This window comes from Paludibacterium purpuratum (assembly GCF_004363805.1).
Taxonomy (GTDB): domain Bacteria; phylum Pseudomonadota; class Gammaproteobacteria; order Burkholderiales; family Chromobacteriaceae; genus Paludibacterium; species Paludibacterium purpuratum.
This window is the reverse complement of record NZ_SNZP01000007.1, coordinates 173,670-198,924: the sequence shown is the minus strand read 5'-3', so window position 1 is coordinate 198,924 and position 25,255 is coordinate 173,670. Positions and strand designations below refer to the sequence as shown.

General features: G+C 60.1%; 13 protein-coding genes and 1 pseudogene. 7 read left to right on the top strand and 7 right to left on the bottom strand.

All coding sequences use genetic code 11. The features are described from left to right. Nucleotides 1-12: 12 nt before the first annotated feature. Together DFP86_RS10295 and DFP86_RS10290 are read right to left on the bottom strand one after the other, a co-directional pair. Nucleotides 13-2,649, bottom strand: coding sequence for an ATP-binding protein (locus tag DFP86_RS10295; protein WP_133680846.1), 2,637 nt, complete (start codon nucleotides 2,647-2,649; stop codon nucleotides 13-15). After that, nucleotides 2,646-3,305, bottom strand: coding sequence for a response regulator transcription factor (locus tag DFP86_RS10290; protein ID WP_133680844.1), 660 nt, complete (start codon nucleotides 3,303-3,305; stop codon nucleotides 2,646-2,648). Before DFP86_RS10290 ends, DFP86_RS10295 begins: the two co-directional genes overlap by 4 nt. A 134-nt stretch (nucleotides 3,306-3,439) precedes the next feature. Between DFP86_RS10290 and DFP86_RS10285 the strand changes: the two genes are divergently transcribed. Further along, nucleotides 3,440-4,075, top strand: a complete 636-nt coding sequence (locus tag DFP86_RS10285; RefSeq protein ID WP_133680842.1) for a HugZ family pyridoxamine 5'-phosphate oxidase — start codon at nucleotides 3,440-3,442, stop codon at nucleotides 4,073-4,075. 8 nt (nucleotides 4,076-4,083) lie between these two features. Here DFP86_RS10285 and DFP86_RS10280 read toward each other — a convergent pair whose 3' ends face one another. Then, on the bottom strand, nucleotides 4,084-5,961 hold the full coding sequence (locus DFP86_RS10280; RefSeq protein ID WP_133680839.1) for a DUF3857 domain-containing protein: 1,878 nt from the start codon (nucleotides 5,959-5,961) through the stop codon (nucleotides 4,084-4,086). Nucleotides 5,962-6,105: 144 nt separating this feature from the next. Between DFP86_RS10280 and DFP86_RS10275 the strand changes: the two genes are divergently transcribed. Both DFP86_RS10275 and DFP86_RS10270 read left to right on the top strand, forming a co-directional pair. Next, nucleotides 6,106-7,398, top strand: coding sequence for an L-cysteine desulfidase family protein (locus DFP86_RS10275; RefSeq protein ID WP_208108301.1), 1,293 nt, complete (start codon nucleotides 6,106-6,108; stop codon nucleotides 7,396-7,398). Then, entirely contained in the window at nucleotides 7,395-8,234 is an 840-nt protein-coding gene (locus DFP86_RS10270) for an MBL fold metallo-hydrolase (protein WP_133680835.1), read from the top strand. The genes DFP86_RS10275 and DFP86_RS10270 overlap by 4 nt, the downstream gene beginning before the upstream one ends. A gap of 45 nt (nucleotides 8,235-8,279) precedes the next feature. Here DFP86_RS10270 and DFP86_RS10265 read toward each other — a convergent pair whose 3' ends face one another. The 3 genes from DFP86_RS10265 to DFP86_RS10255 all read right to left on the bottom strand — a co-directional run bounded on the left by DFP86_RS10265 (nucleotide 8,280) and on the right by DFP86_RS10255 (nucleotide 10,116). Then, nucleotides 8,280-8,480, bottom strand: a complete 201-nt coding sequence (locus tag DFP86_RS10265) for a DUF2788 domain-containing protein (protein ID WP_133680833.1) — start codon at nucleotides 8,478-8,480, stop codon at nucleotides 8,280-8,282. Nucleotides 8,481-8,573: 93 nt separating this feature from the next. Beyond that, entirely contained in the window at nucleotides 8,574-9,797 is a 1,224-nt protein-coding gene (locus tag DFP86_RS10260) for an argininosuccinate synthase (RefSeq protein ID WP_133680831.1), read from the bottom strand. Nucleotides 9,798-9,903: 106 nt separating this feature from the next. Then, entirely contained in the window at nucleotides 9,904-10,116 is a 213-nt protein-coding gene (locus DFP86_RS10255) for a hypothetical protein (RefSeq protein ID WP_133680829.1), read from the bottom strand. Between the two features lie 275 nt (nucleotides 10,117-10,391). On the opposite strand from DFP86_RS10255, the gene dinG reads away from it, so the two are divergent. The 4 genes and pseudogenes from dinG (at nucleotide 10,392) to DFP86_RS10235 (ending at nucleotide 14,453) form a co-directional block, all read left to right on the top strand. Continuing rightward, nucleotides 10,392-12,515 carry an ATP-dependent DNA helicase DinG gene (gene dinG, locus DFP86_RS10250; RefSeq protein ID WP_133680827.1) on the top strand — a complete coding sequence of 708 codons (2,124 nt, stop codon included), beginning with the start codon at nucleotides 10,392-10,394 and terminating at the stop codon, nucleotides 12,513-12,515. An 80-nt stretch (nucleotides 12,516-12,595) separates the two neighbouring features. Then, a pseudogene (locus tag DFP86_RS10245) lies at nucleotides 12,596-12,880 on the top strand (DUF3579 domain-containing protein); the annotation flags it as partial. Between the two features lie 85 nt (nucleotides 12,881-12,965). Continuing rightward, entirely contained in the window at nucleotides 12,966-13,955 is a 990-nt protein-coding gene (locus DFP86_RS10240) for an Rpn family recombination-promoting nuclease/putative transposase (protein WP_133680823.1), read from the top strand. 240 nt (nucleotides 13,956-14,195) lie between these two features. After that, a complete protein-coding gene (locus DFP86_RS10235) occupies nucleotides 14,196-14,453 on the top strand; it encodes a hypothetical protein (RefSeq protein WP_133680821.1) in 258 nt (85 codons plus the stop codon). A gap of 408 nt (nucleotides 14,454-14,861) precedes the next feature. Here the strand turns inward: DFP86_RS10235 and DFP86_RS10230 are convergent, their stop codons facing one another. Beyond that, complete coding sequence (locus tag DFP86_RS10230; protein WP_133680819.1) at nucleotides 14,862-25,250, bottom strand: hemagglutinin repeat-containing protein; 10,389 nt, start codon at nucleotides 25,248-25,250, stop codon at nucleotides 14,862-14,864. Between the last annotated feature and the right edge of the window lie 5 nt (nucleotides 25,251-25,255).

Sequence of the window (25,255 nt, the reverse complement as noted above, 5' to 3'; positions counted from 1 at the left end):
GAGCCGGCGGCGCTACGGCGCCGCTTGCGCGAGCCAAACTCGGCAACGATCCGCCAAGATCCCCGAGGCATTGAGCACCACGTCCATCTGCCTGGGCAAAGCCTCCTTGTCGTCGGCCTCGGCCAGTTCTTCCAAGGCGTACAGCAGATCGGCATAGTCCGCATTGACGTACAGCGCCGCACTCCCCATACGGTGGGCGATACGCACCAACGCACCCCGGTTCTCTTCCTGCCAGGCAGTCCGCAAGCGCGCCAGATCCTCGGCGTCGCAGGTCAGATAGCGCTCGATCATCGCGCGCGTCTCCGCCAAGCTACCCCCGAACATATCGAGCAGCGATTCGACATTCGGCCGCAGACTATCCGGCTCGGGCTTGATCTCCGCCGAGCTCGTCGCCGCATCGAGCCGCATGGCGACGCCGAAACGCGCGAGCATGCTGCGCAAGGTATCCAGACTGATGGGCTTGGTCAGATAATCCGCCATGCCGGCCTGACGACCGGCTTCGAAATCCGAGGGGAAGGCATGGGCGGACAGCGCGACGATCGGCACATCGCCGAACATCGACTCCGCCCTGATGCGCCGGGCCAACTCGAAGCCATCCATCTCCGGCATGGAGATGTCGGTCAGGATCAGCGCCGCCTGGCCGGCCTCCCGCAACTGCGCCAGCGCTTGCGCACCGGATTCGGCGAAGCGGGCGTCGACCCCAAGGCTGCGCAACTGCGCGCGTAAGGTCGTTTGATTGATCGGATGATCCTCGACCACCCACACCTCGCCCGCGCGCCGCACAGGTTTGACGTCCGCCAACATGGCGACATGCTTGTCGACCAGCACGCCGACCGCCGTCGCACGCTCGCATGGCAAGCGCACGCGAAAACGACTCCCCACACCCGGCTGGCTATCGACCGTCACCGTACCACCTGCCTGATCCAGCAACTGTTTGATGATCGCCAGCCCCAAACCGCTGCCGCCATACTGACGCACGGTGGAGGCATCCGCCTGGGAGAACGGCTGGAACAAGTGCGCCATTTGCGCTTCGCTCATGCCGATACCGCTATCTTCGACATCGAACTGCAGCCAGCCGCGGTCGTAGCCAAGCCGTACCATGATCGTTCCGCTGTCGGTGAATTTAACCGCGTTGGCCAATAGGTTTCCAAGGATCTGCTGCACCCGGAAAGGATCGAGCATCAGACTCAGTTCGGGCTCGGCCGGGCCGTGCAATTGGCAAACGACCGGCTTGCCCGACACTTTGATCGCCGCACGCTGAGTATCGAGCAGATCGGCCGCCAATTGGCGGATCGACACCGGCTCCAGCGTAAATTCGACTTTGCCGGACTGTAGCCGGGTAAAGACCAACACATCGCTGATGACATGCAACAGAACACTGCTGGAGGTCTTGATCAAAGCCAGGGACTCGCGTTGCGACGGCGTAAGCGGTTCGCTCTCCAACAGCTCCAACATCGCCATCACCCCGTTGAGTGGCGTGCGGATTTCGTGACTCATGACCGCCAGGAACAGCGAACGGGCCTGGCTCGCCTGCTCGGCCTGCTCCTTGGCCTCTTGCAGCGAGCGGTTGCTGGCTCGCAGCGCTTGCTGATAGCTCTGCATGGCCGACAACGCCTCTTCGGTCGGGCGCAACATCAGGCGCCGCAAGGTGAAATAGAACCACAACAACCCCAACAGCGTGACCAAGCCGACGAAGGCATGCGGCACCAGCACGCGCCACTCGACGCCCGGTTCGTCGACTCGGGACGGCGAATACAGCAGATCCCAAGGCAATTGCACCAGTCGTTGCTTGAGCAGCAGCTTGCCATCGCGATGCATGACCTCGGTCAAGCCAGGCTGGCGCGTGCGCGTCAGCCCAGACCAACGCAGCGGCTCGGCGCCTTCAGAGGCATAAACGACGCGTTCGCCGGTTTGCAGCGCAAACCAACCGGAGCCTGCGAACAGATTGTCGATATGCGCAAGCGGCACGGTCTGGATCAGCACCTCATTCCGGCCGACCGACGACAAATCGCGGTACGCCACGAGGCAGTCGCAGACTTGTTGATCCTTGATGCGAAACACCGTCCACTGCGTCTTGCCGGGCGGCGCGGGAGGCAACTGACGAACCCAGGCAAGCATATCCGGCAAGAACCGATGCCCAGTAACGGCCGGATAGGTGGCGGCATAATTGCCGCCGCGGTCGACCAAGGTCAACGAGCCCTGCCAAGGCAGCACATTCACTTTACTGAAAGGCTGGTACATGACGTTGCCGATGTGGGACAGATCGACAGCGGTGCCGCGCTTGCGCCACAACACCGCCAGCGCCGGATCTTGCTTACGCCCGGCCGGCCGCACCAGATCGATCGCCTCGAATCCGTTGCCCACCGGGTAGCGTGCCGTCGGCGCCAGTTTCGAACCGCCGAGGCTGCCACTGGCAATGCTGCGCAAATAGGTATCGAGCAAAGCGCCTTCGTAATCGAGGGCCTCCTGCACCGGTATCAGCCGGTCGAAAGCCTGCCCATGCAGCAATTGAATGCTCGCCTGGTAGCGAGAGTAGATCGCCAGAACCACCGCCAGCATGGCGAGCAACAAGATGATGGCGCCGCCGCGGCGCAATAGCCTGGCAGCGCGGGCCAACGAACCGGGATCGAAGTCTTCCGGTTCGATCATGGCGGTGGCGGATCCGACAGCACGGGAACATCGCTGACACCTAGCTCGCCGGCCAGGCGAAACAGCTCGGCGTCGCTCTGAATGTTCAACTTACGGTAGGCGGTCTGCTTCTGCGTACTGATCGTTTTGATGCTACGGTTAAGGCGGGTGGAGATCTCGCTGACGCTTTGGCCCGCGAGCAGTAAACGCACGACCACCATCTCGCGCGGCGACAGGCTGAGAAACGCTTGTTCGAAACCGGCGGCGCACTTGAGGTCGTTCTGCAGTGCGGGGTCGATGTAGATCGTGCCATGCGCGACGCTGCGCACCGCCTCGCGTAGCGGACCGCCGCTTTGCGTTTTGCGCATGAAACCGCTGGCGCCCGCTTCGATGCAGCGACTGGCCAAGGCGGCGGAGGCCGTGCCGGAAAATACCAGCAACCGTGTCGTGGGAAACACGCGTGACAAGTACTGAATCAATCCGATACCATCGAGTTCGCCGGGCATCGAGTAATCGAGGATCACCAGATCGCAACGCTGCTCGCGCAATAGTTTGATCAGTTCTGGACCGGAGGCCGGCTCGCCGACAATATTGAACTCTGGATCGCCGCGCAACACTGTGCGCAACGCCAGCGAAACCAAAGGGTGATCATCGCAGATTGCCGTATTAATCAGCATATTCGTCTCTTCTTTCCTTTGATCTTTCCGTGCGGACGATCAGATTCCGATTGCTTTTTTCAGCATAATAGTTCAATTATGCCGACAAAATTTCAGAATAACCTGATGAAATATTGAAGAAATCTGACAAACCCATGAAAATTCAGCCTGAGTCCGTGCTCGATCTATTACACGTGCAGTCTGCAGCCGCCCTGGCCACCCAGTCGCTGACGCTTCCCGGCTACCCGTTCGCGAGCGCCTTGCCGTTCGTACCCGACTCGACGCATTGCCCGGTTTTCCTGATCAGTGCCTTGGCCGAACATACGCGCAATCTGCGTGCCGACTTGCGTGCCAGCCTGCTGATCCAGTCGTGCGACCAGGCGGAGCCGGAAGCCAGCCCCCGCCTGACGGTGCTGGGCGATGCCGTGCGGATTGAAACGACACCGGCGCTCGTCGCGCGCTATCAGCGCTACCTGCCCGGCGCTGCACGTTACCAAGCACTGGGCGACTTCGGCTTTTACCGTTTGCAGCCGCGCCGTTTGCGTTGGATAGCGGGTTTCGGCCAAATGGGATGGATCGAAGCGCAAGACTGGCTCGAATTGGCCGCCTTGTCGCCCGACGCGGAAGAAGCGCTTTTGGCGCAATTGAAACCGGACAGCGGCGTACTGGGAATTGACTGCTACGGCGTGGATCTGTGTCGAAATGGTCAGCGCCGCCGATTGACTTTCGAACGCGCGCTGGGCGACGAGGACATCGCCCAGCACTTAAAGTCGCTGGGCTTGATCGGCTGAACGCCTGTTCAATTGGCGGGCTGCAGCAAAATCTGAGCACGCAAGTCGCGCGCCACGGCATGAACCAACTGATGTAGCAAGGGATAGCGTTCTGGCGTCAGCACCGGCGCGTTATCCTTGAGCACCAGCACGCGCCGCACCTGCACCGCGTGGCCGACACGCCGATAATCCGAGACATAAGACCCCAATGGGGAGTCGGTGCGCACGGCGCGTGGCAACGCCAACACATCGATGCCGGCCGGCAACTGCAAGGTCGCGGTTTCCTCGTAGTAGCCATTGTCGAGCATGATCGGCGTGCGTCGCCCGGGCTGCACCCCACCCCAACTGACGAAAGCGGCGAGCCCGACCACGCTGTCGCCGCCAGTGGGCAAAACCACCGCGGTCGGTCCGGCCAAATCGACATAGTCGGGCAAGCTGAGGTCGGCACGATAGCCGAATGGCTTGCTCAAGTCGTACATATTGCCAAGGATCAGCGTCCCGCTGCCTTGCAAGCCGCGACTGGCCAACAACTTGCCGGCCGCTTCGCTCTCCCCGCCGGGCGGAATGCTCGACAACGCCGAGCGTGCCATGACATCGTAGACGCCGGCCAGGCTAATGACGCTACTTCCCTTGAGACTGCCATCCGGCTGCAGCGACAGGTTGCTGTCGATCCTCACCCTATCCTGCTGCGGCGATGAGATCGGCAACTTGACCAGGCTCGATTTGCCGCTGCCATCGTCCACCACCAGCGCGGTCTTGCCGGCTTCGGTGTCCGGCAAGATACCGAACGGGGCCAGTTGGGCCGTGGTATCCACGAACAAATTCCATTGCGGCAGATAATTGATGGCGTGGTTGAACGTGCCGGTCGGCACGGCGACGCGCGACAACCACCAGCCCTGATCGGCATTGATCAGCACCGGGCTGCTCTTGATGCCCTTGGCCGCCAACAACGCCTGATAGAGCGTGACATGGTCTTTGCAATCGCCGTACAACGCGCGCGCCACCGCCTCGGCATCGTGCGGCACCACGCCGCCCACGCCGAAGTAAATGGCCACATAGCGGATATTGTTGCTGACCCAGCGATACAGCGCTTCGGCCTGCGCGCGCGGCTCGGTCAGACCCTGTGTGATTCCGTCAGCCAGTTGACGCAGATACGGCGTGACGATCGCCTTGGAGGTCGCCCGCGCGGCATAGGCGCGCGCCAGTTCGTCATACCCGGACAGGGTGGACAGTGCGATGCGCGGACTATAATCGGCCTCGCTGATGGCATCGCTCTCCGGCGCCTGGGCCGCATTGCGCCCCGCCTGCCAATGCCAACTGCGATAGCCTGGCCTGATCGGCGTGACCTCCCCGCCCTGCACGTCGATGGCCTCGACTTGCAAAGTCATGCTGCGCGGCAGGTGAACCACCAGGTCGGACGACTCGCGATCCTCGTTACGGGAATAATATTCCTGCAACGCGAAGACCCCGGGAAACAACGGCTCGCGCACGACTCGCCGGAAATGGACATGCACCTTGGCACCTGCCGACAGCGCCGGGAAGATCACATTCATGACCTTGGAGTCGTCGAACATCGGCGCATTGGCGCTTTCGCTGCTCTGCTGCTGCAAAATACCCGCCTTGCCCACCGGAATTTTTTTGCCGGCCGCGCTCACCGTATAGGCCGACAACACTTCGACCGATTGCTGCGAGGTGCTGAATTGAATCGGATACTGGCTCAGATCGTCGACGCCGGCCTGAGTATTGACGCGGAGATCTTCGGTCACATCTTCGACGTAGCCGCCGCCCGGCTTGACGTCATAGATCGCCACCGAACGCAGCACGGTATAAGACGGGGTATAGTCCGCGGCCAAAGCCGGCAGAGCCGCCAAAGAAAAAGCGATTAAAGACAACCATTTACGATACATGCCACATCCTTGTTCGCCCAAACAGGCACAATCATCCAAATAAGCGACGTGTGGCGTTTCTCATAACCATAACGTCTTTGAATCAAACAAAAACTTCTATAGCATGACAAGCCCATAGCCACTAGCATTATGCACGATATAACCATGGACGCAGAAACCCCTCTCTGGCAAGAATTCATCAAGGCCGTGCGCAAGGAAGTCGTACCGGCCCTCGGTTGCACCGAACCGATCTCGCTTGCCTTGGCCGCCGCCATCGCCCGGCAGAGGCTGGGCGTCCGGCCGGAACGCATCGTCGCCGCCGTGTCGCCCAACCTGATGAAAAACGGCATGGGCGTCACCGTGCCCGGCACCGGCATGGTCGGCATGCCGATCGCGGCGGCGGTCGGGGCGCTGGCCGGCGATCCGGACGCGGGACTCGAGGTGCTCAAACATTTGCAGCCGCAGGACGTCGCCGAGGCACGCGCCATGTTGGATGCGGGCCAAGTCAGCGTCGGCGTGGCGCCGGTCGATAACGTCCTGTATTCGGAAGCGCGGCTGGAAGCCGACGGCCACTGGGTTCGGGTGGCGATTGCCGATGCCCATACCCGGGTGGTGGAGATCGAACAGGACGGCACCCTGCTGTTTCAATTGCCGCCCTCGCCGGCCAACACGGCCGATAGCAGCTATTCGCTGGCAGGCGCCTCGGCGCGTGCGGTATACGACTTCGCCACCCAAGCACCGCTCGACGACATCCGTTTCATTGCCCAGGCCGGCGAACTGAATACCGCGCTGTCCGACGAAGGGCTGAAAGGCGAGTACGGTTTGGCGATCGGCGCCTCCCTGCAACGGAACATCGATCGCGGCCTATTGGCCGACGACCTACTGACTCGCGTGCTCAAACGCACCACCGCCGCCTCGGATGCGCGCATGGGCGGCGCCATGGCGCCGGCGATGAGCAACTCCGGCTCCGGCAACCAGGGCATCGCCGCCTCGATGCCGGTGGTGGTGGTCGCGGACCACCTGGAGGTCGACGAAGAACGACGAATCCGCGCGCTGATGCTGGCCAACCTGATGGCCATCTACATCAAGAGCTATCAGCACAAACTATCCGCGCTGTGCGCGGTGACCACGGCGGCCATGGGCTCGGCAGCCGGCATGGCGTGGCTATTGGGCGGCGATTATCCGGCGGTGGCGCGCGCCATCTGCAATATGATCGGCGACGTCGCGGGGATGATCTGCGACGGCGCCAACAACGGCTGCGCCATGAAGGTATCGTCCTCGGTGGCCGCGGCGGTCAAGTCGGTGCTATTGGCGCTCGACGGCATTCGCGTCGGCGGCAGCGACGGCATCGTCTCGGACGACGTCGATCAAACGATCCGCAATTTGGCCTCGCTGGTGAATCAAGGCATGGTGCAAACCGACCAGCAAATTCTGAAGATCATGCTGAGCAAATCATGACGCTCACGGTCACGGTGCTGGTGGAAAACCGTTCGCTGCGGGCCGATCTGGCCGCGGGCCGCGGCCTGGCGCTGCATCTGGACGATGGCCGGCAGCGGATACTGTTCGACACGGGGCCGGACGGGCGCCTGATCGACCATGCCGAGCGCTTGGGCATCGACCTGGCCGCCGTCGACACCATCGTGCTGTCGCACGGGCACTATGACCACAGCGGCGGCCTGCCGGCATTAGCCGACTGGTATGCGGCGCGCGGCTTGCGCCCGCGGCTCGTCGCCCACCCCGATGCCTTCGTCCGCCGAGGCGTACTTCTGCGTTTGGGAAGATGGATCCGTCCGTTACGCGAACTCGGCGCACCGCTCTCGCTCGCAACGTTGCAGGCCAGCTTCGACGTCCGGCTGTCGCATACGCCCGAGGCCCTGCCTGGCGGTCGCTGGCATTTTATCGGCCAGGTACCACGCCGGCCGGCATTCGCCGGCGGCCGGCGTCTCGGCTGGAAATACGCCACGGACGGCCTGCGGCCCGATGGCATCGAAGACGACTCGGGGCTGGTTTGGCAAGGTGACGAGGGCCTGGTGGTCATCAGCGGCTGCGCCCATTCCGGCATCTGCAACCTGACAGAACAAGCGCGCGAAATCACCGGCATCGCGACGGTGCAGGCAGTACTGGGGGGCTTTCACTTGCGGAGCGCCGGCCCTGTCGAACTATGGCGCACGAGGAAATACTTCAGGCAACTGGCCGCGAAGCGAATCTCGGCCTGTCATTGCAGCGGATGGGGTAGATATTGGCTGCCCGGTCAACAAGATATCGCCAGCGGCAGCCAACTAGAATTCATGTAGGGTGCGTTCGCGAAGCAACGCACCAACTGCTAACCGGCATTGCGGCTAGCGCGCCAGCACCTCGATCATCACATCCTTGATCAGGAAGCCGAACACCCCGACCCCCAGCACCAGGAACAACATCGCCGTGCCGAAACGGCCGGCGCCGGACTTCTTGCCCAAATCCCAGATAATGAAGCCCATGAAAGCCATCAGGATGGTCAGGCAGACCCCCATGCTGATATTGGTGAACTCTTGTTCCGACATCGCTATCCCATATAGCTAAAGAATCGAAGCGCAATAGTAATCAAAGGCTTGGCAAATGAAAAGGCCGCTACCCCTGTAGCGGCCGGACAGGCATTACTTCTTCAACTGCCGATGATGCGCGGCAATACGCATGCGCAGTGCATTGAGACGGATGAAGCCGGCGGCGTCGGCGTGGTTGTAGGCACCACCGTCCTCATCGAAGGTGGCGATGCGCGCGTCGAACAGCGAATCGGCCGAATCGCGACCGACCACATACACCCCGCCCTTGTACAACTTCAGCCGCACCCAACCATTCACCGAGGCCTGCGACGCATCGATCATCTGTTGCATCATCTTGCGCTCGGGCGCCCACCAGTAGCCGGTATAGATCAGGTTGGCGTACTTGGGCATCAGCTCGTCCTTGAGGTGCGCCACTTCACGGTCGAGCGTAATCGATTCGATGGCCCGGTGCGCCTTGAGCATGATGGTGCCGCCCGGCGTTTCGTAACAGCCGCGCGACTTCATGCCGACATAGCGGTTTTCCACCAGGTCAAGCCGGCCGATGCCGTGCTTATTGCCCAAGCGGTTCAGCTCGGTCAGCACCGCCGCCGGACTCATCGCATGGCCGTTGATGGCGACAATGTCGCCACCGGCGTATTCCAGTTCGACGTACTCGGCCTCGTTGGGTGCATTCTCCGGGCTGGTGGTCCACAGCCACATGCTCTCCTCCGGCTCCCTGGCCGGGTCTTCCAGTACGGTGCCTTCGTAGGAGATGTGCAGCAGGTTGGCATCCATCGAATACGGACTGCCGCCATTGCGCTTATTGGAGATGTCGATGCCGTTGGCCTCGGCATAGTTGAGCAGCTTCTCGCGCGACAGCAGATCCCACTCGCGCCACGGCGCGATGACCTTGACGTCCGGCTTGAGCGCGTAATAGCCCAACTCGAAACGCACCTGATCGTTCCCTTTACCGGTGCAGCCGTGCGACACGGCATCGGCGCCGACTCGGTTGGCGATCTCGATCTGGCGCTTGGCGATCAACGGCCTGGCGATCGAGGTGCCGAGCAGATATTCGCCTTCATAGATGGCATTGGCGCGGAACATCGGAAACACAAAGTCGCGCACGAACTCTTCGCGCAGGTCGTCGATATAGATGTTTTCCGGCTTGATGCCGAGCGAGACGGCCTTCTTGCGCGCCGGCTCCACTTCCTCGCCCTGGCCGATGTCGGCGGTGAAAGTCACCACCTCGCATTGATAGTTATCCTGCAGCCATTTGAGGATCACCGAGGTGTCCAGACCGCCCGAGTAAGCCAAAACTACTTTATTGATTTCCGACATGATTCGTTCCCCACATTTGCAAAAAGTCGCACGCAACCATCACGGAAGACCGTGATTTAAAACCATCGTTTGACGCGCCGCTTGGCGCGCTAAGGGCTGGGTTGTGTTATCGGCTTCGTCGCAAAACCTGGGCAGTAGCGCCGGACGAGAGGTTGGACTGGACGTTGGAGAGGACGTTGGAGAGGACCTTGCCCAGCAATGCCACCTGCGACAGAAGCCGATCGTATCGTCGCTCGCGCACCAGTCGTCGCACGAAGAGAGCACGGATCTCTTCATGGGGCGGGCGGCTAGGCGATTGATATTTGATGGTTTCCGTCATGGCTACATTCCAAAAAGATGCCATCGCGCGCATCGGGTAATACGCGCAACGGCTCACAAGTACACGCTGGTCTCAAGTCATTCATGCCGCAACGCTTCCGACTCGCGCCAAAAACGTACAGATTTGCGACACGCCTTTATATGTATCGGAAATTTCCGTGTCTGACAAGATGTTCTTCAAACTTTTTTCGCACTGCAGCATTAGCACCATTAGCTAATATACGAAACAGCCCCTAAAACAAGCGTGGCGTCACGCCTTCAGGTAAAATTCGCCGCATGCTGACCGATGTCGAAAAAGAGGCGATCCGCCACCACTACCGCACCATGACCCAGAATCTGCCCGGCTTCCGGCCGCGGCCGGCGCAACGGCAGATGCTGGCGGAAATCGCCAATGCCTTCTCGCGCGCCCTGGAAGTCGAGGGAGAGAACAACCCGCAACGCGAGGGCGAGAGCATTGCCGTCATCGAGGGCCCGACCGGGGTCGGCAAGAGCTTGGCCTACTTGCTCGCCGGCGGCGTCATGGCGCGCTCGCGCAATAAAAAGCTGGTGATCTCCAGCGCCACCGTGGCGTTGCAGGAGCAACTGATCAATCGCGACCTGCCCTTCGTGGTGGCCAATAGCGATCTGCCGCTGACTTACGCCATCGCCAAAGGCCGTAGCCGCTACCTCTGCCCTTACCGCCTCTACCAGCTCACCAACGACTTTTCCCAACAGGAACTGCTGGCGCCCGATCCTTCCTTCTTATGGGATCGCAAGCCCGAAAAGGCCGAACTGGACCAATTGCGCCAGCTTGCCGACGACTTCGAGGCGCGTCGCTGGAACGGCGACCGCGACCAATGGCCGGAGGTGATCGAGGATGCGATGTGGGCACGCGTCACCACCGACCGCCACGGCTGCCTGAAAGCGGCCTGCCCCAACCGGCCCGAATGCCCGTTTTTCCTGGCGCGCGAAACGCTGGAGAACGTCGACGTGGTAGTCACCAACCACGATCTGATGCTGGCCGACATCGGCATGGGCGGCGGGGTCATCCTGCCGGCACCGGAACAAAGCTTCTATTGCATCGACGAGGCGCACCACCTGGCCAAGAAGGCGATCAACCAGTTCGCCGCCGAACACTCGCTCGGCGTGGCGCTGGCCTGGCTCGACAAAGTGGACGCCACCGCCGCGCGCGTCGCGGCACTGACCAACAAGGGCGAACTGGCCGCCCAGGCAGGCGAAGCGGCCGCGGCCTGCACCGAGACCCTGAGCGAATGGCTGTGGCTACTGGAAGGCGAAAAAGCGCTGGCGCTCGATAGCGACAACCTGGAACCGGTGTGGCTGATCGAAGACGGCGCCCTGCCCGAGCACCTGCAAGGCCCGGCCGCCAACATGGCCATGTCCGGCCGCATGGTGTTCAAGCATCTGTCGCAGTTGTCGGATGCGCTGGCCGACATTCGCAAGGACAAAGGCAGCGACGCGGCGTCGATCGACAAGCTCAGCAGCGACCTGGGCTTCCTGCTCGCGCGTTCCGAGCAGTTGATGGCATTGTGGGACTTGTTCGAAAAACAGCCGGCCGAGAACGAGCCGCCGATTGCCAAATGGGTGGCTCGCAGGAGCGAGGGCAAGGGCGACTACCTGTTCTGCGCCTCGCCGGTGAGCGCCGCCGCCAGCCTGGCCGGCACCTTGTGGCGCCGTGCCGCCGGCGCGCTATTGACCTCGGCCACCCTGCGCTCGCTCGGCGCCTTCGACCTGCTGCTGGCCCAGACCGGCCTGAAATGGCTGCCGCAAGTCAGCTGCATCGCATTGGATTCGCCGTTCAATTTCAGCGAGCAAGGCGAGCTCTATCTACCGCCAATGATCGCCAGCCCCAAAGACGCCAACGCACACACCCGGGAAATCGCCGAGTGGCTGCCCAAGCTGATCGACACCACAGAGCCGGTCGGCTCGCTGGTGCTATTCTCCTCGCGCAAACAGATGCAAGAAGTCGCGGCGCTGGTACCCACCGCACTACGAGACCGCCTGCTGGTACAGGGCGAATGGCCGAAAAGCGTGCTGCTGGCCGAGCATCTGCAACGGCTCGATGGCGGCCAGGCCAGCGTGATTTTTGGTTTGGATTCGTTTTCCGAGGGACTCGACTTGCCGGGCGAACGCTGCGTGCACGTCATCATCGCCAAACTGCCGTTCGCCATGCCGGACGACCCGGTCGGCCGCACACTATCGCGCTGGATCGAAAAACGCGGCGGCAATCCGTTCACCGAACTCACCGTGCCGGAAGCGTCGATCAAGCTGGTACAGGCCGTGGGACGCCTGATCCGCAGCGAACGCGACTATGGCCGAGTCACCATCCTGGACAATCGCCTGGTGCGGCAGAGCTACGGCAAGAAAATGCTGGCTTCATTACCGCCCTTCAGACGGATTTAGTTTGTGTTAAAATCAGCTAGGGCGGATCGCACCGCCCATGCAATATCAATAACAAGGCTGCGCAAAGCGAATCCGCGAACATGATCTGCAACCCCTACGAAATCGTCATCCAGGGCCTGACCCACGATGGCCGCACCTTCCGCCCGAGCGACTGGGCCGAGCGGCTGTGCGGCGTGCTGGCATCGTTCGGCGACAAGAAACTGTCCTACCATGCCTACGTCCGCCCGATGCTACTCGAAGGCGTGCGCTGCGTGGCGGTGGACAAAAAGCTGGAAAAAGTCCACCCGCAGGTGTTCCAGTACCTGAACGACTTCGCCCGCGACAACGACCTGCGCGTGGTCGACTGCCGCACGCTGATCGACGAAATCTACCCGAATCGCTTTTTGGCCTAACCCTGCGCCGATACCGCGCCGACGTGCCCGACCGATCACGGGCCGCTATCATCGGCGCATGCCTACCACTACTCCGCACGACGCCGTGTTCAAGCAATTCCTATCCGACCCGGATACGGCGCGCGATTTCCTCGATATTCATCTGCCGCCGGCGTTGCACGATGTGTGCGACCTATCGACGCTACGCCTGGAGCCCAACGGCTTCATCGAGCCCGATCTCAGCGCCTACTACTCGGATATCCTCTATTCGGTCGAGACACGCGGCGCGCCCGGCTACGTCTACTGCTTGATCGAGCACCAGTCGACCCCCGATAAGCTGATGGCCTTTCGCTTGATGCGCTATTGCTTGGCGGCCATGCAAAGCCATTTACTCAAAGGGCACGACGGCCTGCCGCTGGTGGTCCCCTTGCTGTTCTATCACGGCCGCCAAAGCCCGTATCCGTACAGTACTCATTGGTTCGATTTGTTCGTGCAACCGGAGTTGGCGACCAGACTCTATAACCAACCCTTCCCACTGGTCGACGTCACCGTGATCCCGGACGAGCAAATCCTGCAACATAAGCGCGTTGCGCTGCTGGAGCTGGTGCAAAAACACATCCGACAGCGTGATATGATGGAACTGATCGACAAGCTAAGTCTCCTATTGAAGCTTGGCACCTGCAGCCAAACGCAGGTTGAGGCACTGGTGAACTACATGTTGCAGACCGGCGATACGGCCGAACCGAAAGCCTTGTTGCATGAATTGGCGCACATTTCGCCGCAGTATAAGGAGCTCGTTGTGACCATTGCAGACAGACTACGCGAGGCTGCCCGACAAGAAGGTCGGCAAGAGGGCCGACAGGAAGGTCGGCTGGAAGGTCGACAAGAGGGTCGACAAGAAGGCAGGCAGGAAGGCATTGAGAAAGGCATCGAGAAGGGCATTGCCAAAGGCATCCACGAGGGGGTACGGCAGGTCGCGCACAAGATGTTGGCCAACGGCATCGCCCCGCAGACCGTCATGCAACTCACCGGCTTGACCGAACAGGAACTCGATCAGCTTCGGCACTGATTTTCCTATCGCGGGGCGTTCGACGCCCCCTTCCCTTGACAATCGTAGGAGCGGCTTCAGCCGCGATTCCTCCACCCCCACCCACAATTTTCAGCCTTTTCTGACAGCCACGCTCGGTTGTCTATTTGCCTCTTGCTGGCTAATGTAGCGGGAGCGGCATTTGCCGCAAAGAGGCGCGGGCCCGAGGTGTTGGCGCACCACCGAGCCCGCTGACCAAACCAAACTTCGATGGAGTTCAGAATGGCTACTCAAGATGGTAATGCAGCTCAAGTCTTTTTTCCAAACCAGGATTTCCGCCAACAGCAGTTACTTTCCCTGATTTCCGTGTTGTGCTTGCCGCGTGGCAGTCGTCCAAATTCCGACGAGTGCCGTTTGGTGGTCGATAGCCGCTTGCCGTGGGCGTTCGAGTCGATCGATGGCAGCACCTCGTGGATGTATCTGCCCAAGGCCGCGCGCGTGCGCGAGGTGGCGGGCTGCCTGGTTCTAACGGCCAACTAAGGCCTTCAGCCGGAGGCGGGGAGCGCAGCTCCCCGGCTGGGCGCTCCGGATGCTAGCTCGCGAAAGGCTGATTAGTTTGCGATGAAACGCCCTACTCTTGCTGAGAGCGTTAACCAAACAGTATTGAGACCTGACCCCTGCTAATTTACTCCTTTCTATATGTTGCGTACGACCCATCACCATTATCCAAATGAAGGCGACCACACACCCCACACCAGATAACATCAATTTCATCCTCGTAGAGAGTCTCTAAAAATTTTTCGTCATCCACGGGGCCTGATTTTATCAAAGAACAAACCGCCCCCACCTGGCGATCACGAACTAACGCCCATTCAGATATCGATTCCATTTCAGAAAGATTTATTACATTTCCACAGCGACATGAAAACTTAGGCATCGTTATCATCCTTAATGTCTTTTAAATTGAGAAATATTGCCATTGCTATCTTGAAATATAATTACCTTAATACCTTGAGCATTGGGCTTACCCCACATTCTATTGGCAATGCTAACCATATCAGAACTAGAAAGGTCAGCCTGCACTAAAACACCATCTGCTTGTTTAGATTTTTTCTCAATGGCAGTAATAATTTTACTTGGCGTGGTATCTGGACGAGGTGTATAAACATCAACATATCCCAGGTCTTTCACAAATGTATCTGCCGTACGAACATCCTTAACACCTTGTGAAGCAGCTGTTGGCAAATGTTGTACATGAAAGCCAAGTTCAGCAAGCCCCTTCCCCGCTCGCAATTCATTAGCATCAGGTGTTGCTCCCTGAAGCACCTTAATCCCGCCTCGCCCCACCTTGACCTCAATGGAGACATAAGATGTCAGCGCCTGCTGTAGACTTGCAAGCTCTTCTTGCGCAACCTTCCAGTTCCCAGATTTCACACTAGCCAGATACGCTTCGGCACTTTTCGCTACCGCCCCACCAGTCAAACCGACGGGTAAAGCATCACCTGCAGCAAGATCACCAATAGCAATAGCAACTTCATTGAGACAAACTGGATTTGAAATGCATGCTCGAGCCGCGATCAATGCTTCAGGGGCCGCAATCGCACTGAGCCCGAATGCAGCCCCAATCAATGCATGACCACCGGCATCCTGCTCAGCCTTCCTGACGATTTCTTGAGTGGCTTTATCACCGCGAACAGGCACACCAAAGTTGTCGAATGCGTTATTCTCCAACTCCGTCCGCGCCGCATTCACCGCCGTCACCACCGAACCGCCATCCGCACCCGCCAACATGCCGATACCCGCAATCAGCGAGGTTACCAGCGCCTCGTGCTGCTGCTTCTGCTCAGCGGTCATGTGATCTGGGTCGCCACCGATGACGTTGTTGGCCAACACGGTTGCCGCCATGCCAACGGCCGCGGCGCCACAGCTCTGTCCACTGGCACTGGCACTGGCGCCGGCGCAGGCCGCCAAGGCATGCAGTGCGCCGCGTACGGTTTCACCCGTTGCCGTAGGTTTGACTTTCCCCGTATCTGGATCGCGCTCCAGCGAATCAGCAATGCCTTTCACCCACTGTGCCGCACCCGCTTGCGCCAGCGCCGTCGCGGTGTTGCGCGCCAGTTCGCTACTGCCAGCGGCAACGTTGCCGGACAGGCCCACCATCAGCGCGGTGGCGATTTGACTGTATTTACCACCAGGCGCCCAATCTTCGGCATCGAGCTGGGCTTGATGCAGCGCGACATACTGAGGATCTGGATGTTCTTTGCTGTCTGCCCCTGGATGCTGATCCAGGTAGCTCTGGGCCGCCTTCTTCTTCTCGTCGGCTTCTTGCCCCCGATTCGCCATGAACGTACCGACCTGTTGCTGCAGCCCCATCATCGCCTGCATCTGACCTTCCACTTGCGCCTTGTCGAACTTGTCCTGCAGCGCATTGCTTTGGTCTTTACCGCTGATGGCACTGCGCTCCAGGCTGGCGACCGCTTGCTGGCTGGCCGGATCGGCGACGGTGATCTGTCCGCCGCTAATCATCGCCTTGGTGGTGCTGTCATCCTCGTGGTAAGCCCTGGCATAGGCCGGCATGCCGAATTTCACGCCGACTTGCGTGGAGGATGGGGTACTCTCGGTATCGCCGCTGCCAGTGCTCTCGCCACCACCGGCGCCAGTGCTTGCACCTGCACTAGCCTCCTCACTCGTCGATTGATCACCTTGCTTGGGCGAACTTGATCCACCCACACTCATGCTGCTACCGCTGTAGATAGCATGGTTTTTAATGTCGCTGTGCGTCAGCGAGCCGGTGGTCAGCGTGTTGAGGCCGTTGTCGATGGCCGCCTGCGAGCTGGCGATCTTGGCGCCTTGCAGATCGGTGTTGCCCGCCACCTTGATCTGGAAGCCGCCGTCGCCGGCTTCGATCGCGGTTTGTTTCTGCACGCTGAGATAGTTGTTGTTGAGATTGGCTGCGCTGGCGCTGTACTTTTCGTCATCGCCCCCAGCCACGCCAAAGCCAATTGTCAGATCGACACCCGCGCTACTGCTGTTGCTGTGGAACTGATGACTGTCCTGTTGACTTTGCAGCGTCAGATTGCCGCCGATGTCCGCCACCACTTGTTGCGCCTGCGCATGCGCCCCCTTGAGCGCAGTGTCGCCGCCGGCGTGCAGCGCCAGCGTCTGACCCGCGTTAACCGTCGTGTCGTGGTTGGTCACCGTCTCGCCATTTTGCGCGCCGGATGCGTGAGCAAATTTCACTTTCAACCCAAGGGCGTAACCGTTCGATCCGTAAGAGGCACCGACGCCGAGGCCCCAGCCGCTGCTGCTATTGTTGGCATCCAGGGTGCTACGGTCTTGCGACGATGACAGGTCGATGCGGTTGTCCGCGCTGAGTGTGGCGTTGTGGCCGGCAGACAGTTCGCTGCCGATAACGGCCAGGTTCGAGTCGGCGCCGGCGCCGTGTGCGTTCAATGTCAGATCATGGCCGGCGGCCAGCGTGCTGCCATCGTGAGTGCGCGAGTTAGCGGTCAGCTGGCTATCCGAGCTATCGACGCCAAAGGTGACGCTGCCTTGCACATAGGTGACCCCCGTACTGCCGGCGCCACCCTTCAGGTAGCCGCTATAGAGGTCATAGGCATTGAAGGCCCCCAGGACGGCGGTAGCGCCGGCCAATGCGCGCGTACGCGCGTCTTGGCTATGCTGGGCGGTTTTCGCCGATTGCACGACGGTGTCCGCGGCTTGCACCGCGCCCTTGATTTCATCGGCCAACGGGCTACTGGCCTCGGCGGTGACACCGACAGCACGGCTGTCCTGGCTTTCTTCGTGGTGAGTCAGGTTTTCGCCGGGGGCGATGACAATGCTTTGCCCGCTGACGGTCAGGTCTTGCGCGGCGCGGATGTCGCTACCGGCCACCGTCACGGCCTTGGCCGCGTTGAGATCGATATTGCCTTGCGCGCTGGTGAGTTGGGTGCGCAAGGCATTCTGCATGCTGCCGTTGTCGAGCGAGGCACTGTTCTGGTGCGACACGCCGACGGTGGCACTCTGGTTGCCGGTCGCCACCGTACCGATCGCCATGCCCTGCTGGTTCTGGCTATTGAGGAAGGATTGCACGCCATCGCTGAGATGGATCGACCCTTCGCTGGCGGCCAGATTGATGTTGCCCGTGGTTTTGACGCTGGCGCCCTGCAGATTGACGTCGCCATGCAGACTGACCGCGTTGAGCGCGCTGGCGCCGATTTGCGTGCCGATCAGCTGCTGGTCGTTATTGACCGTTTGGCCTTCGTTGCGTGACTGGTTATACGGCATCAACGTGCCATCGCCGTGATTGGGGTTGCCGGTCATGGCGCGTATCCAATCGCCAGGCAGTGGCGTGTGCGAGGTATCGCGCAGGCTGTGGTCCCACGACTGACTGTTGGCTTGCTGTTGATTGGTGGTCGCCTGCAGATTCAGGTCGCCCGAGGCGAACAGATCAGCCTGGCCGCCGGCCAGAATCTGGCCACCCTGCACCGTCAGCGTGCCGCTCCCCGGCTTAGCCGCATCCCCGCTAGCCACCATTTTGAGATTCCCGCCCGCTTGCAGTGCGCTCACCACGCCCGTGCGGCTTTCGCTGTGGCTGACGTTGCCTTGATCGTGCTGACGGAACTCAAGATCAGTCGTTTGTACGGAAGCACCGGAGGCCGCAGCCTCCGCCCCCAAATTCACCACCATGTCCAAGCCATGCTGGTTGTGCAGGACATCTCGGAAGTTGTCGAAAGACTGCTTCGGCGTGTTGGTATCGAACAGGCCGACCTTGGTCTGCTTCTCTTCATGGAAGTGATCGCTCTGCGCCACATCCACGCCCTGCAACACCGCCACGCTCTGGCCGCCGACTTGCAGATTGCCCTTGGCGGCGTTGAGTGCACTGCCTTGCAGTGTCAGATTCTGCCCAGCCTGAATGCTGACGTTGCCGGTGAGGCTGCCGATCAGGCTGCGGTTGTCACTCTGGGTCAGAGTGCTGTTACGCAGAATGTCGGTGCTTTCGGATGCGCTGTAGATCTTGGCGGGGTTAAGCGAGCCGCCGAAGCCGTGCGATTCCTCATGGTGGTAGTGGTAGCTTTGGCCGGTGTTGGTGCCGGCGGCGATGGTTAGGTCGCGCAGTGCCTGCAGGCCGACGTCGTTGGTGCCGGCCACCTGGCCGGCCTGGATAGTCAGATCTCGGCCGCTCTGGAGCGAGATACTGTCGGCCGACACGGTGCTACCCACCTGGGCGGTATTGTGATGCGCGCTGATATCGGTGCTGGAACCGCCACCGAAGAAGCCGCCATGGCTGGTCACCGTTTTGGTGTAGTCGTCATGCACGTTGGTGGCCGTGTCTAGCGTCAGGTCGCGTCCGGCGGACAATTGCGCCAGCCCCTTCTGGGCCGACAGATCGGCTGCCTGCGCCGCCAGATCCTGGCCGGCCGCGACGGTCAAGCCGGTACCGCTCGTGACCTGCACCCCGTTTTGCGTCACATCGCTCTGGTCGCCGCGGCTGCCACCCATATCCCACCAGCCGCTGGCGTTGCGGGTGGCCACGGCGCTCAACTTGACGTCATTGCTGGCCAACAGCGTGGCCTGGCCGCTGCCTGCTTGCAGTGCCGCAGCCGCCAGGCTCGCATCGTGGCCGGCTTGTAGCTGCACGTCGCCACCGGCGTTAACACTGCTGCGCTTCAGCTGCTGGTGGTTGTAATAGTTGCCTTCGGACTTGGAGCCCGGGTCGAAGTGGTGCAGGTAGTCCTGGCTATCGATGCCGGCGCTCAGGCTCAGATCGTTGCCGGCCAGCAGTGTGGCATTGCCTTGGGTGGTATTGAGGCTGGCGGCCTGGCCGGAGAGGTCGTGGCCGGCGCTAACGCTCAGGCCTTTGGCGGCATCGAGGCTACTGCCGGTTACGGTGCTGGACGAGCTACTGGTATCGCCCAAGAGGGTTTGTCCAGGGCTGAACCAATACCCATTGCTGCCATGAACTTCACTATGGGTGTTGGTAGCTAGGCTGGTGAGCCGCAGATCATTACCAGCCTGAACACCGATCTGGCCCGACTGACTGCCTACTTTAGCCGCAACGAGATTCATGTCGTGGCTGGCTCTTAGCTGGATGTCTCCTCCGGCTTGCAAAGTGCTTTGGCTCAGCGTCTCGCTACTTTGTTGCTCGCTGGAACCAAACCACCGAGACTCAAGAGAACTATGTGTTTCTTGCGTATGATCGATTGTCGATGCAAGCGTCAGGTCGTGGCCCGCGCTTGCGTCGATGCCGGCGCCAGCTTTCCCCTGAACGGCTATCATATTCAGGTTATTTCCTGCGAGCAGTGTTAACTGCCCACCAGTGTTCAGACTGCTTATCTCCGTCCGTTCGACAGACGCGTTAGCACTGAGAACGATATCGCCCCCTACGGCCGTACCGCCTGCCTGTATCTGGGTCTGTACCCCCGCAATCGACAGATTGTTGCCCGCGGTCAAGGCCGTATCGCCTTGCGCACTCATATGGACGGCATCAAGTCGCATATCCTTGCTGGCTTGCAGCTGCGTGTCGCCACCAACGTCAACGGCGCCGCGCTGCATCACCACGTTCTGGGCTTGAGCAATCAAGTCGCCATCCGAATGGATAGTGCCGGTACTGATCAGATTACCATCCGCCAGCAAAGTGACGCTTGGGGCCGCCAAGTAAGCACCTTGCGATCGATCGCTGCTGTTGTCGCCAGCAGCAAGATAGGCTTGCGGCACCAGCACTTGTTGCCCAGCGACAGTTTCGTTCACCAGCCAGACCATATCTTTGCTCAGCTTTTTGGCCTGATCTGCCGAAAGCGCCACCCCTGGAGTCAATTGCAGCGCCTGCGCCTGCTGTGCTGCATTGTCGAGCAAAGCTCGATATTGCTGATTACTGTCATTGAAGCCTTGTAGATAGCGGTTGCCAGTTTGCCGCGCGATGGCCTGTCCAACCAATTGCTGCTCGTAATAACCATCGCCAAGCCGCTTCTCGAGCGCAGCGGAATCGAAATGCAATTGTGAGAGCAGATAGTCGGAGGATATGAAATTGCTGTACCGGGTGAAGCGTGGATCTGTCTCCACCAGATAGCGCGCACTGGGCTCGTCGTGGCGATGATACAAACCTCCATCCGGCACTTGATAGCTTGGAGGCAAGGGCGGCAGCGTACGGCTAACCGGGTTGCTGACCTTACCAGGTCGAGCGCCGGGCTGAGCCTTGCCATCACCCTCACTACCAGACTGAGCTTCCGCGTGCCCCACCGTCGGATCCGCATTAGGCAAAGCGATCTGCGTCGGGTCGACCGACCCGATCTGGATCGTCTTGAGATTTAATGACATCGGGCTGTTGGATAGGTAGACGGCATCCACCGAACCGATCTGCTCTTGGGTATTTTGCAGCACATTGCCGTTGACGCTATTGACACTTAAAGTTGTGCGATACAGCTTTTGCCCATCCAGTTCCAGCGAGCCATGCGGCAGGGGCGTGAGTTTTCCGCCGGCGGTAATGCTACTGTAGCGATCAACGACGAGAGGGGAATCCAATAGCAGATTGCCGCCCGAGCTGAGATATGCCGGCGTAGCCGCGCCACTGGCATTGTCCACTGTGGTGCTTGTATTGATATAGTAAGCAACACTGGCCTGAGCCCACCAAGGGCCCGAGCATGAGCGACCGCCGCCATGATCATTGTGACACGACATGACCCGATAAGTCGGTGGCGTCCCGCCAATTTGAATTTGCCCGGCAGGAACCTGGACAATACCACAACTGCGCCCGTCACCACTCCCTGAACATGATTCCGCTTCGTGCGCCGGAATGATATACGCTGCCACGCTTGACGTCGTGGTTTCATGAGTCACCACCACCGGGTTCGACTCGTTAACGATCTGCAGTGCGTGAATCTCGCCATTGCCCTCCATGGCGATGGTCGACATCTGGTTATGCACCAGTTGCATCGGTGCGGCGGCATCGCCAATCACCATGCCACCCTGGCTAGACAGAACGGCCCCATTCTGGTTTTCCAGTTGGCTGCTCAACGCCAAGGTCAGCAGGTTATTGCTACCGATCCAGGCCCCTTGCCCCAAGTTGTCGAGCCGTTGCCCATTCAAACGGACTTGTTGTCCGGTAACCAAGCCATAGTTGGTGATGGCGGGAGCCGCCAATACCAAACTCTGCCCGCTCAAACCACCGCTGGACTGATTTATTAATTGCTGCCCCAGCGTGGTTTGCAGCAGACCGCTTGGTGCGTCCAAACTACCGCTATTGCTCAAGGAGCCTGCGGTGACTTGCAGATTGCGTAATGCTTGCACGTTACCGGCATTGCTTAGAGCTTGCCCGGTCAACTGCACATCGCGGTTGGCTTTATAGGTTCCGCTAACAAGCGTGCCTTGTGCGCCAGCAAAGGTTAGTGTCAGATCTCGGCCGGCGGTGACTGTGCCGCCTTGGGCCTGTTGCTGCAACGTCAAGGCTAAGTCGTTCTGGCTGCTGATTGTGCCTTGAGCATTGTCTAGCGTATCTGCGCTCAGCGTCAGATCACCCTGCGAACCGATTGTGCCGTGATTACCAAAAGTGCTTGCGCTAACTTTGCTCTTTGCGGTGCCATCGAGCGCGGTAAACGTACCTTGATTGCTCAAGGTCTGCATAGCGACCGTCAACTGGCCTGCTTGCAAGGTTCCACTGCCATTCTCAAGCGTTGTACCGTCGATGCTCAAACCGGCATGTATGCCGGCCAGGATGTGGCCACTGTCATTTTGTAACCGGCCAAGCTGACCTAAGCTCAGTGCTTGTTCACTTTCCAGATGACCGCCACGGTTATCTAGGTCGATACCGGTCAGGGTCATTGCCTGCTTGAAATGAATGGTCCCGGCATTGGTGAGCTGCGTCTTGACGGTAAAGCTGCTCTGGCCGCTTTGTTCAGCTTCAATCAACCGCCCATTCGCTTGGTTACTGAACGCCCCAGCGCCAACACGCAGAGTATTACCTTGAATTAACCCATTGTTTTGCAGTGTGGACGCTGTAATTGCAAGGTTGCTTCCCTGCAAAGTGCCACTGCCGTTTGTCAACGTCGCCACATCGATGGAGAGTGCGGCATCGCCAGTTGCCTGTAAGCTGCCACCATCATTCTGCAGTTGCCCCAGATGGGACAGTGTCGTCGACTGGGTGTTTTTAAATGTACCACCACGATTATCCAAGTCGATGCCGCTCAGTGCCTGTGCACTTTGCAAGCTAATGCTACCGGCGTTGACTAGTTGCTTACGGATCGTCAACTTGCCGCCTGTGCCGGTTTCGGCGATACGACCACCTTTTGCATTAGTTAAAACATCTGAGCTAAGTGTTAGCTGTTGCCCTTGCAGTAGGCCATTGCCGTTGCTGAGCGTGCCACTGTCGATTGTTAGGACCGACAAATCGCCGGCAGTGATTTGCCCGTTTTGATTGGTCAGTTGTTGCAATTGGCTCAAGGTCAATCCTGTCTCGCCATGCAACGTCCCACCTTGGTTATTGAGCGTGGCGGCTTGAACCTTCAGCGCGCCGCTGCTATCCACCGAGCCTTGATTGTTGAACTGTCCAGCTATAGTGAGCTGGCTTTGCTGATTATCAAGCGTTTTCAGGGTGCCGCTATTGGCGAGTGACACCAATGAAAAATCAAAGTGCCCCGCTTGGATGGTGCCGTTGGCATCTTGATCCAACAGCCCTTGTTTCAGTTTGAGCAGACCGCTGTCACCAGCCAACAGTTTGCCGTTTTGGTTGTGAATCTGGCCAATGTCAAGCGTCAGATCCGCATCTCCGGACAGGGTTCCGCTTTGGCCATTATCCAGCGTGGCCGCTTGCACGTTCAGACTCGCGCCCTTTGAAAGCAACGAGCCGCCACGATTGCTCAGATCGCCCGTCAAAGTGATTTTGCCCGTCTGTGCGCCGCTCTGGCTGATATTACCGCCATCGTTATTCAGGCTACCCAATTGTTCGAAGTTCAATTGCCCGGCGCGTAGCGTACCCCCCTGGTTAGCCAGTTGCCCCGAGGTGGAAACATCAAGTGTTTGAACTGCATCCAGTGTTGCGTGGGCGGTGTTGATCAATCCGTTGGCACTCAAAGACACCGAACCTGCCGTGCTAATCGTCGACTGGCTCAAATCCACCGAGCCGCCATTCACACTGATGCCGCTTTGCGATCGCAGTGTGACATGGCTAGTCAAGCTCTCTTTGGCTGTCAGTTGCAGGCGCCCTCCGGCAGTGGGCTTGCCATCGTCATCCACACCGGCTTGTAAAGTACCTTGGTTATTGATGCGCGGCGCAGACAAGGTCAGGTCACTGGCCGAAGTGGCATTGCTCTGCATGAGCAGCGCGCCTGCGCCATCTACCGAGAGCATGCCGTTGGCGCTGAATTTCTTCCCGCTGATGACGATATCCCCGGCGCTCGTCAATTGCAGATTGCCGGCGCTGGCTGACCAAGTACCCGCACTATTCACCCCCACCCCCTTCTCGGTGCCGATCAGGTGGATGGCGTTGGCGTACATGCCGCCCAGCGCGGCGACGTCGAGCGCCAAGGCCGGCGCCGGGGTGGGCGCGGCGTCGGTCAGCGGTGTGACGGTGAGGGTGTCGGCGTCGATGCTATTGCGACCGAGCCGGACTTGCAGGTCCTTGGCGTGCAGGTCGCCGTTGAGCTTGAGCGCGCGCGTCAGGATGGCGAAGCTGTCGGCGTCAGTGGCATTCAGGCTGTCGACCGTCACGCTGCCGTCGTTGACCTTATAGCTCGCCACGCCGCCTTGGGCGTTGAACTGCGGCGTGCCGGTGGTCAGCGTGGCGCGCGCGGTGTTGATGAAACCGCAGCCGCTGCAAGTGATGCCCCACGGGTTGGCGATCACCACGTCGGCGCGCTGGCCGGCCACTTCGACGAAGCCCTTCAATTGTGACGGATTGGCCTGGGTCACCTCGTTGAGAATCACTCGGGCGCTGCCGTTCTTCAGATTGGTGTTGCCGGTGATATAACCGCTCAGTTGCGTGCTGGTGCCAACGAAGGCGGTGCTGTTGTTGAGGATCGCCCCGTGCTGGTCGACGTTGAACTGCTGATACTGGTTGTGCGACACCCCGGCGCCGTTGGGCGCGGCGATCTGCACCAGCGTCACCCCGTTGGCCGCCTGACCGATGCTCGGACCACCCGGCGCGGCAACGATGCCGTCAGCGAGCGCCGCGCTACCCAGCGCCAGCATGGCGGCGAAGCACAGCGGCCGCAGGGCGAACCCGGTCGCTGGAGCGCTGCCCGGCCCGCGTTCGCCAGCCTTGCCGTGGGCGTTGACGGTTTCCGCCACGGCCATCAATTGGCCGCGGACGCGATTGAAGACGATGCGATAGAGGTGTCGGTTCATGAGGG

Bases quoted from the DNA above. Each gene is read 5' to 3' on its own strand.
- DFP86_RS10295 (WP_133680846.1), bottom strand. From the start codon at position 2,649: ATGATCGAACCGGAAGACTTCGATCCCGGTTCGTTGGCCCGCGCTGCC.
- DFP86_RS10290 (WP_133680844.1), bottom strand. From the start codon at position 3,305: ATGCTGATTAATACGGCAATCTGCGATGATCACCCTTTGGTTTCGCTG.
- DFP86_RS10285 (WP_133680842.1), top strand. From the start codon at position 3,440: ATGAAAATTCAGCCTGAGTCCGTGCTCGATCTATTACACGTGCAGTCT.
- DFP86_RS10280 (WP_133680839.1), bottom strand. From the start codon at position 5,961: ATGTATCGTAAATGGTTGTCTTTAATCGCTTTTTCTTTGGCGGCTCTG.
- DFP86_RS10275 (WP_208108301.1), top strand. From the start codon at position 6,106: ATGGACGCAGAAACCCCTCTCTGGCAAGAATTCATCAAGGCCGTGCGC.
- DFP86_RS10270 (WP_133680835.1), top strand. From the start codon at position 7,395: ATGACGCTCACGGTCACGGTGCTGGTGGAAAACCGTTCGCTGCGGGCC.
- DFP86_RS10265 (WP_133680833.1), bottom strand. From the start codon at position 8,480: ATGTCGGAACAAGAGTTCACCAATATCAGCATGGGGGTCTGCCTGACC.
- DFP86_RS10260 (WP_133680831.1), bottom strand. From the start codon at position 9,797: ATGTCGGAAATCAATAAAGTAGTTTTGGCTTACTCGGGCGGTCTGGAC.
- DFP86_RS10255 (WP_133680829.1), bottom strand. From the start codon at position 10,116: ATGACGGAAACCATCAAATATCAATCGCCTAGCCGCCCGCCCCATGAA.
- dinG (WP_133680827.1), top strand. From the start codon at position 10,392: ATGCTGACCGATGTCGAAAAAGAGGCGATCCGCCACCACTACCGCACC.
- DFP86_RS10240 (WP_133680823.1), top strand. From the start codon at position 12,966: ATGCCTACCACTACTCCGCACGACGCCGTGTTCAAGCAATTCCTATCC.
- DFP86_RS10235 (WP_133680821.1), top strand. From the start codon at position 14,196: ATGGCTACTCAAGATGGTAATGCAGCTCAAGTCTTTTTTCCAAACCAG.
- DFP86_RS10230 (WP_133680819.1), bottom strand. From the start codon at position 25,250: ATGAACCGACACCTCTATCGCATCGTCTTCAATCGCGTCCGCGGCCAA.